The organism is uncultured Gimesia sp. (assembly GCF_937919775.1).
Taxonomy (GTDB): Bacteria; Planctomycetota; Planctomycetia; order Planctomycetales; family Planctomycetaceae; genus Gimesia.
Genome location: NZ_CALFPF010000565.1, coordinates 1 through 7,154 on the forward strand (window position 1 = coordinate 1; position 7,154 = coordinate 7,154).

The 7,154-nt window shown below is 50.7% G+C and carries 5 protein-coding genes; 4 read left to right on the forward strand and 1 reads right to left on the reverse strand.

Translation table 11 applies throughout. The features are described 5' to 3' along the window. Positions 1-244 precede the first annotated feature (244 nt). The 3 genes from Q0294_RS16240 to Q0294_RS16250 all read left to right on the forward strand — a co-directional run bounded on the left by Q0294_RS16240 (position 245) and on the right by Q0294_RS16250 (position 3,958). Positions 245-1,390 (forward strand): 1-deoxy-D-xylulose-5-phosphate reductoisomerase, encoded by a 1,146-nt coding sequence (locus Q0294_RS16240; protein ID WP_299467546.1) that lies wholly within the window; start codon positions 245-247, stop codon positions 1,388-1,390. Then, the gene (locus Q0294_RS16245) at positions 1,381-3,390 is read left to right on the forward strand and encodes a site-2 protease family protein (RefSeq protein ID WP_299467548.1); all 2,010 of its coding nucleotides are present in this window, start codon (positions 1,381-1,383) and stop codon (positions 3,388-3,390) included. Before Q0294_RS16240 ends, Q0294_RS16245 begins: the two co-directional genes overlap by 10 nt. 130 nt (positions 3,391-3,520) lie before the next feature. Next, positions 3,521-3,958, forward strand: a complete 438-nt coding sequence (locus Q0294_RS16250; RefSeq protein WP_299467550.1) for a hypothetical protein — start codon at positions 3,521-3,523, stop codon at positions 3,956-3,958. A 19-nt stretch (positions 3,959-3,977) separates the two neighbouring features. On the opposite strand, the gene Q0294_RS16255 is transcribed toward Q0294_RS16250, so the two are convergent. Continuing rightward, positions 3,978-5,360 carry a hypothetical protein gene (locus tag Q0294_RS16255; protein ID WP_299467552.1) on the reverse strand — a complete coding sequence of 461 codons (1,383 nt, stop codon included), beginning with the start codon at positions 5,358-5,360 and terminating at the stop codon, positions 3,978-3,980. A 770-nt stretch (positions 5,361-6,130) separates the two neighbouring features. Between Q0294_RS16255 and Q0294_RS16260 the strand changes: the two genes are divergently transcribed. Further along, on the forward strand, positions 6,131-7,154 hold a 1,024-nt coding region (locus Q0294_RS16260; protein ID WP_299467554.1), incomplete at its 3' end, for an A24 family peptidase.

Sequence of the window (7,154 nt, forward strand, 5' to 3'; positions counted from 1 at the left end):
GTCGTATCGGCGAAGGGGTCAATCATACGTTTTAGCAGAAAACCATGTTCCGCCCAATACAGGAAGCGAAAACGATGTGTTGCGACGGGAATGCCCCTTGCCATGTTTAATTAATACGCCTAAAATGCGGATTCGTTGGTGGTTAGGGCAAAAAAACAGACCCGAGTCATGACTTTTTTCCGCTCTTTTAGAGAATCGATAGTACAGTCAATCAAACCGACTGAGGATGAGAAAACAGGGTCGAATGAAGCGAATAGCCGTCCTCGGATCCACGGGTTCGATAGGCACAAGTACTCTTGAAGTGATTGCCGCCCATCCAGAGGAAATGCAGTTAACTGCAATTACTGCCCATAACAGCTGGGAGCAGTTGGCCCGCCAGTCGCAGCAGTTTCATCCCCGCTGGTCCGTGCTGAGCAATCCGGCGTTGAAATCGACTGTGACTGCAGACTCCTTTTCCGGTTCGACCGAACTTCTGTTTGGCGCGGACGAGATTGAACGGGTGGCGTCATCAGACGAAGTCGACATTGTGATTTGTGGCATTGTCGGGGCAGCCGGCTTAAAGGGAGCCTGGGCTGCCATCGAAGCGGGTAAAACCGTGGGAATCGCCAATAAAGAGACGTTAGTCGTTGCAGGGTCACTCATTATGGATCTGGCCGCACGCAGCCACGCCACATTGCTGCCTGTGGATAGTGAACATAACGCCATATTCCAGGCGTTGCAGGCAGGACAGCCGAAAGAGGTCAAACGCATCATTCTGACAGCCAGCGGCGGGCCATTTCGCGGAGCAAGCCCGGCCGACCTGGAACATGTCACGCCGGAAAAAGCGCTGGCACATCCAACCTGGGAGATGGGGCCGAAAATTACCATCGACTCTGCCACGATGATGAACAAAGCACTGGAGATTATCGAGGCAAAATGGTTATTCAATCTGACTTCCGATCAAATTTCGGTGGTCGTGCATCCGCAGTCCATCGTGCATTCGATGGTGGAATTTGTGGACGGATCGGTGATTGCACAGCTCTCGAACCCCGATATGAGGCTTCCCATTCAGTACGCACTTACGTATCCTGATAGAAGAGAGGGCTTGAATTCTCCGATGGACTGGAGCCACTCTTTTGAGTTAACCTTTGAGCCCCCCGATCTGGAAGCATTCCCGGCTTTGCGACTTGGTTATGAAGTCGCAGAAAAGGGGGGGACATGCGGAGCGGTATTAAATGCAGCGAATGAAGCCGCTGTGGAGCGATTTTTATCGGGTGAATTGCGTTTTTGCGATATCGCGACCTCCTGTCAACAAGTATTAGAATCACATCAATTCGATCCCAATCCGAATCTGGAAGAACTGTTTCTGCTGGATGGCTGGGCTCGCAAGGAGATAAAAAGGTGGAAGTAGTGCTAACCAGTCTGTTATTAGGGACCCTCGTCGGGAAAATTGCCAATATTGCCATGGTTGCTTTAGGATTGGGGCTGGTGATTTTCTTTCACGAACTGGGACACTTCGCTGTTGCCAAGTGGTGTAATGTGAAAGTCGAGCGGTTCAGTATCGGTTTCGGCCCGATCATTTACAGCTTCAAGTATGGCGAAACCGAGTACGCGCTTTCCATCATTCCTTTCGGTGGTTACGTCAAAATGCTGGGTCAGGATGATGTCGACCCGAGCCAGTTGACGAGCGAAGAAATTGCCCTCGATCCCCGATCCTATTCCGCCAAACCCGTTTATCAGCGCATGGGAATTATTTCGGCCGGCGTGATTATGAATATCATCACCGGGATGCTGTTTTTTGCGTTCGCCTTTCGACTGGGTGTGGAATCGATGCCCAGTGTGGTCGGCGCAGCGATTCCCGGAATGCCTGCCTGGGAGTCGGGCATTCAACCGGGGGATGTGATTACAAAAATTGATGGCAATAAAGCGAGCTCTTATATGGACATCATCCGCAGCAGTGCGTTCAGTGATGGCGATATCACGATGGAAGGAGTCCATCCCGACGGTCAGACATTCGAAGTCAAAATTACGCCGGATCGTACGGGAACGCGGCCTCAAATCGGTTTGATTCCGGCCAACAGTCTGCATATTCCCGTGTTTCAGGATCCGGGAGCCAGTGTGACCAGTAAGGGAACTGCAGCGGCGAAAGCAGAGCCCAGTTTCCTGCAGGGTGACACGTTCAAATCGATTGACGGTGAACCGATTCAGGACTATGCCCAACTCCAACGAACGTTTGCAGCGAAAAGTAATCAGACTTTGAAGACGGGGGTGAATCGCAAAGGGGCACCGCCGGCTGAAACCGTGGAGATCACCGTCGGTAATAATCCCTTTCGTACGCTGGGACTCTGGATGGACATCGGCCCGATTGAAGCGATTCAGGACGGTTCACCGGCAGCACGCGCCGGCTTGAAAGTGGGAGACAAAATCACCCACATCGACGGCAAAGACGTCGGAAAAACTCTGAACCCGTTGCAGTTGCCGAACTACTTTTCAGACAAAGCGGGCGAAACGGTTCAGATCGTTGTGAAGCGGCAACAGGACGGAGCCCATCCTACCGAAGTCAGTCTGAATGTGGTTCCCCTCGATAATCCGGCCTGGCTTGAGCATCCGATTTATTCCAATACTCCGTTGTCCGTTGGTTCTATGGGCATTGCCTTCCACGTGATTCCCACCGTTTTGAAAGTGGAAGAGGGGAGCCCGGCCGCCGCAGCGGGAATCCAGCCGGATGAGCGGATCAAAAAAGTTAAAATCATGTTGCCCGAAAATAACACGCTTGCCGAGTGGGGAGGCATCCCGGAAGTCAGTTATGAATTCGATGATAAAAACGTGAACTGGGCCAATGCGTTCTGGGAGATCCAGATGCGTCCCGGCTGGCCTGTGGAATTAACGGTCAGCAATAAACGCCAGTTACGCGAAGTCAAACTGGTGCCCTGGATTGATCCCGGCCAGAAACCTGGAGAACAATGGTCACTCCCCGTCCGGGGAATCAAAATGGAATTACTGCGGGAAACCCAAAAGGCCGACAGTATGGGACAGGCGCTGGGCATGGGAGTCGAATATACTTCCAATTCGGCGAAAGATATTTATCTGACCTTACGGAGCCTGTTCACCGGGCGTGTGTCACCCCTGGAATTGAGCGGGCCGATCAAGATCGCTTCTGTTGCCTATGAGGTCGCGCATCAGGGATATGCCGAACTCCTGCTGTTCCTCGGTTTTCTGAGCGTGAATCTGGCCGTTTTAAACTTTCTACCGATCCCGGTACTGGATGGGGGGCATATGGTTTTTCTGTGCTGGGAAGGCATCACCCGCAAACGTCCCAACGAGCAGGTACTCGCCGCGGCGACCTATGTCGGGATGATTTTCGTCCTGGGATTGATGCTTTTCGTGCTGTATCTGGATATTTTCCTGTAAGCGAAACGCAAAATTTAATTTGGATGTACGACAAGATCTGTTATCCTGATATGTGGATGCGAAGTTCTTGCAGGTTCTGCAAAGCGGCGTCATATCTCAGATCGCATGTCGTACATCGGAGAGCGAACAGATGACATCAGGTCGGTCCCCTCATGGTTCGGGAGATCAGGCGGCGGCCTGGCTGGCGACAGTGTTTACACTGGCCGGGGGATTGTTTGCTTGCATCTTTGTAGTGGTAACCAGCGGGGAAGCTCCCGGAAAACCGATGCTGGTTGCCATTGGCATTATCACAGTGCTCCTGTTACTGCTCTGGCTGTTACGCGAAAAACCACCCGAAGCGCAACAGCAGTCTCTCCGCTTATGGTACTGGTGGAAAAAAGAAGAGGCAGAGTGTTACGAATACAAGCCTCGACCTCGAAAACGTTCCAGCCATGTTGATTACGGGAACCAGCAACCCCCGACTCTGGAATCAATTCGTGAAACAGTCGACGACCAGCGGACGTGGGTGCCTTCCATTCGGAATCTTCAAGAGACAAAGGGAGATACTGCTCAAACGGAATCAGATTAAATGCTGATCCGGGTGTCTGTTATCTATATCGGGAAAACATGCTGCGGCGCCGTGCCTGTCGCGAAGGTGAATCGCTGGTGCTGTTGTTCTGCTGATTTTGTTGCTGCTGGTTAATATATTGAGTGGCTGCATTATGCTGCTGCTGCAGGAACTGCTCGGAATATCCGATGATCGGCTCCGATGCTTCGGGCTGATCAAATTCGGCCTGTTTTGCCAGCAGTTCCAGTTGCTGGGCATATTGCGGACGAGTGCGTTCGCGGTAAATCATGAGTGAGTCAATCGCGTGATACATTCCGCCCGGCTCAAGTGGCTGGCTTTTGTATTCCACCAGATCGCTGGCGATGCGGGAGACGGCGCTTCTGAGCCACGGCTCATTCAAGCGATGTTGTGGCAGGGCTTCCATAATGAATTCCAGTGTATGGCCGGTTGTTGAGACCCGTTTGTTGACGTCACTGGCGTATTCAGGACCTTCAAAATATTTGGCAGAAAAGGAACCGTCCTGGTTTTGCATCGAGCGTGCATATTCAACATATTGACGGACTCGCATACTCGCTTCCAGCCAGGTGCCTCTGAGATTTTTCTGGTCTTTGGAATAATTGTTGACCGAACTGGCTAAGGCAAACAGACCGTGTGTGCCTCCGCAAGCCGACTTGGTAGGCTCTGACTGCATTTGCACCTGCACCAGTTTTTCCATACTCCATTCCTCACCTTTCGAACTGACCCATTCGGTATCCCAAGGGAGGTAACGTGAAAACGCCCAGAGCGTCCAGGTGATTTCCTCGTCCGTATTCACTTCTGCTTTGGCATTGTGAATCATATTGGCGATGGTGATTGTTTTTTCGCCGGCTTTGAATTTATGGTCGAGCGGAATGCCGGCCATCGCGTAAAAGGCAAGAAACTGATTGGGGTGCCCTTCAAAAGCGTAAGGTTCCGTAAAGGGGTGTCCTTTGCCGCCATGCGGAGTCGTAATGAACCAGGGGCGACCGCGAAAATTGGGGCCTGTGGAAATCCAGTCAATGGCTCTGATCTGTTTTTTGTTCTGATAGAGTGTGTATTCCCAGCGGAGTGCCAGAATCCCGTGTGCGATCTGCCAGGGGGTATGTACGTCGGTAGAAAGCATTCTGCGATGAGAAACGGCAATCGCTTCATCGACCAGGTCGACGATCTCGGGTACTTCAGGCTCCTTCGGTTTTTCCATGGAAGGAGCCGTATTTTTGGCAACTCCCGGAAAAGGTTTTGGCTCAGTCATAGGAGATGTTTTCGACTTCGCGTCTTCTGCCAACAGATCCGGTTTGCGGGCTTCGATACTGAGATCCGGTTTGCGAGCCACCAGCGGTACTTCCGCTTCAGAGGTTTGCACTTGCAGGATTTTGACCGATTGGCTGGTTTCCGGTACCAGCAACTTGGGACCTGAATCTCCCTGTACATCACAGGCCGACTGCAAAACTGCTGTGAATACAATTAATGTTGAACATCTAATCCAAAGGTGGGGCGTCATCCTTGAATTCATTTCAGTATTCTTTCCAAATCTACAAGTTGTTTTCTGAGTATTGCCGGAAATTGCCGTGAGCCTCTGAATTTCCGAGCATAATTCTGGATGGTTTTTCTGTGTTCCGTAGGAAGTAAGAAGCATTTCCAGGTAAAATAAAGACAGGTATCTTCATTTTGGCCGGTCTGAGCTTATGGCTTTGAAAGCCTGAGCGTTTGCTTCCCATAAACTCTTTCAAATACGAGACGATGGAATTTTGAGAGATTTGATTCGTATTCGAAGGAGTTGCGGTTCTGTTTGTTTAAGTTTTTAACATGTATAAATTATCGGTAGATGTAATTGGATCTGTTGACCGGGGTTTGTGAGAAAGCAGCATCTCCGTCAAGTTTCAGAAAAAGTAAGTACCAGTTACGTAAAATGGTGTATGTATTTTGCTTTGAAAATAATTATCATGCTTCAAATCAGTGTAACTGTTATTTTGCCCCGGCTTTTTCGGATCGATTGAAATAGGGGAATTGTGCAAAATATCAATTTCCTTTTAATTTCGGTAAAGTCGGTACAGTGAACATTAAAGAATCTGGCAGCAGAGTGTTTGCTCCTCAGCAGGAAAAAACCTCTGATTCGTCCAGGTCATATGAAATCAGTGTCGCGAAACAGACGAGACAATAGATAGACCATCAATCATGCAACTGTTTTTCGCTTATACCTCAAGTCTTAACTTGTGGGTGCTGGAGGTTTTTACTGCAGTCTGGTGCTTCGTGATGGGATCGGTGATCGGCAGCTTTTTGAATGTGGTCATTTATCGGATGCCTCTGGGCTTGAATATTTCCAAACCCAAGTCCCGATGCCCGGTGTGTGAAACCCCGATTCAGACGCGCGATAACCTGCCGATTCTGGGCTGGATTCTACTCGGGGGGAAATGCCGCCATTGTCAGACGCCGATTTCGATGCGTTACCCGATCGTCGAAGCCATTGTCGGTTGTTTTTTTCTCCTGCTGTATCTGGCGCTGGTGCATTCCGGCGGTCAATTTTTACCGTACCGGATGCCTAACAGATCCTGGGGCATTTATCAGATTATGGAGGGGCGGACCGGGGATCTGATTGCCCTGGACCTTTACTACAGTTATCTGTTTGTCGTTGTGCTGGCAGCCGCCTACATTCACTTTGATCGCCAGCGTATCCCGCGTCGTCTACTGCTGTGGTGTTTTCTCATCGGCATTATTTCCGGCGCGCTCGTTCCGGAACTCCATCCAATCCCGGCGATGATCCCGGTGCAAGCTGATTCTGCTGCTGTCACCTCCGCAGAAAACTTCCTGAATGAAACGCACGATCATGGTTCACTGCATTGGGGCCTTCAAGGTCCGACTCTGATCACGCTCTGGTGGGGACTCTTTTATGGGACGATTGTGGCCATCCTGTTCAGTTGGCCTGCGCTGTTTCAGAAAGTAAAAGCACGGGGCCTTTTTCAACCGGGCACCAGCTGTCTGTTGATTCTGATCGGCCTGTATCTGGGCTGGCAGCAGGTTATCTCCGTCGGTTTTCTGGCTGCAGTCTGTCTGGCGTGTTTTGTGTTCGCAGACCGGAAGAGGCATCCGGAAGGACTGCGGCTGTCAGGGTCGGCTTTTATTGCAGCGGTATTAGCGTTACAACTGTTGCTGGGAAAGTATTTGACGTTGCTGCCTGTTGATACGGGATCTCTGGTTTACC

Bases quoted from the DNA above. Each gene is read 5' to 3' on its own strand.
- Q0294_RS16250 (WP_299467550.1), top strand. From the start codon at position 3,521: ATGACATCAGGTCGGTCCCCTCATGGTTCGGGAGATCAGGCGGCGGCC.
- Q0294_RS16240 (WP_299467546.1), top strand. From the start codon at position 245: ATGAAGCGAATAGCCGTCCTCGGATCCACGGGTTCGATAGGCACAAGT.